Genomic DNA, 449 nt, shown 5'->3' with positions numbered 1-449 from the left:
ATTCCCCTTTCTTGAACCCAAACTCATCCCAGGACATAACAGCTGGAAGTTTGTCATAATGTTCCTTGAAAGTGAACTGGTCAAGCTTACGATAGACAGTGGACGTCGACACACGAAGCTTTCTGGCAATATCAGTTAGTGACATCTTCTCAGTTAGGAGTTGTGTAACCTTTTGTCTGACAAGGTTGGAGATTTGATAGTTTTTCTCAACGATTGATGTCTCAGCTACCGTGACTCTCCTACAATTTTTACACTGGAAGCGACGTTTCTTCAGACGTAGTAGAGTTGGAGTTCCCGCTTGCTCGAGAAGAGGGATTTTAGAAGGCTTTTGAAAGTCGTACTTGATCATCTTTCCATGGCAATGAGGACAAGATGGTGCAGGGTAATCGAGTTTTGCTTGAATCTCGATATGAGTGTCAGTTTCAAAAACAAGTGAAATCTTGATATTT

At 41.6% G+C, this 449-nt stretch carries 1 protein-coding gene; it reads right to left on the bottom strand.

The features are described 5' to 3' along the window. A partial coding sequence (locus ADF62_RS04400) for a transposase family protein (RefSeq protein ID WP_048788188.1) occupies positions 1-449 on the bottom strand: 449 nt, incomplete at both ends.

Source organism: Streptococcus sp. 1004_SSPC, from assembly GCF_001069025.1.
Classification (GTDB): Bacteria; Bacillota; Bacilli; order Lactobacillales; family Streptococcaceae; genus Streptococcus; species Streptococcus vestibularis.
This window is presented reverse-complemented; position numbering and strand designations above follow the sequence as displayed.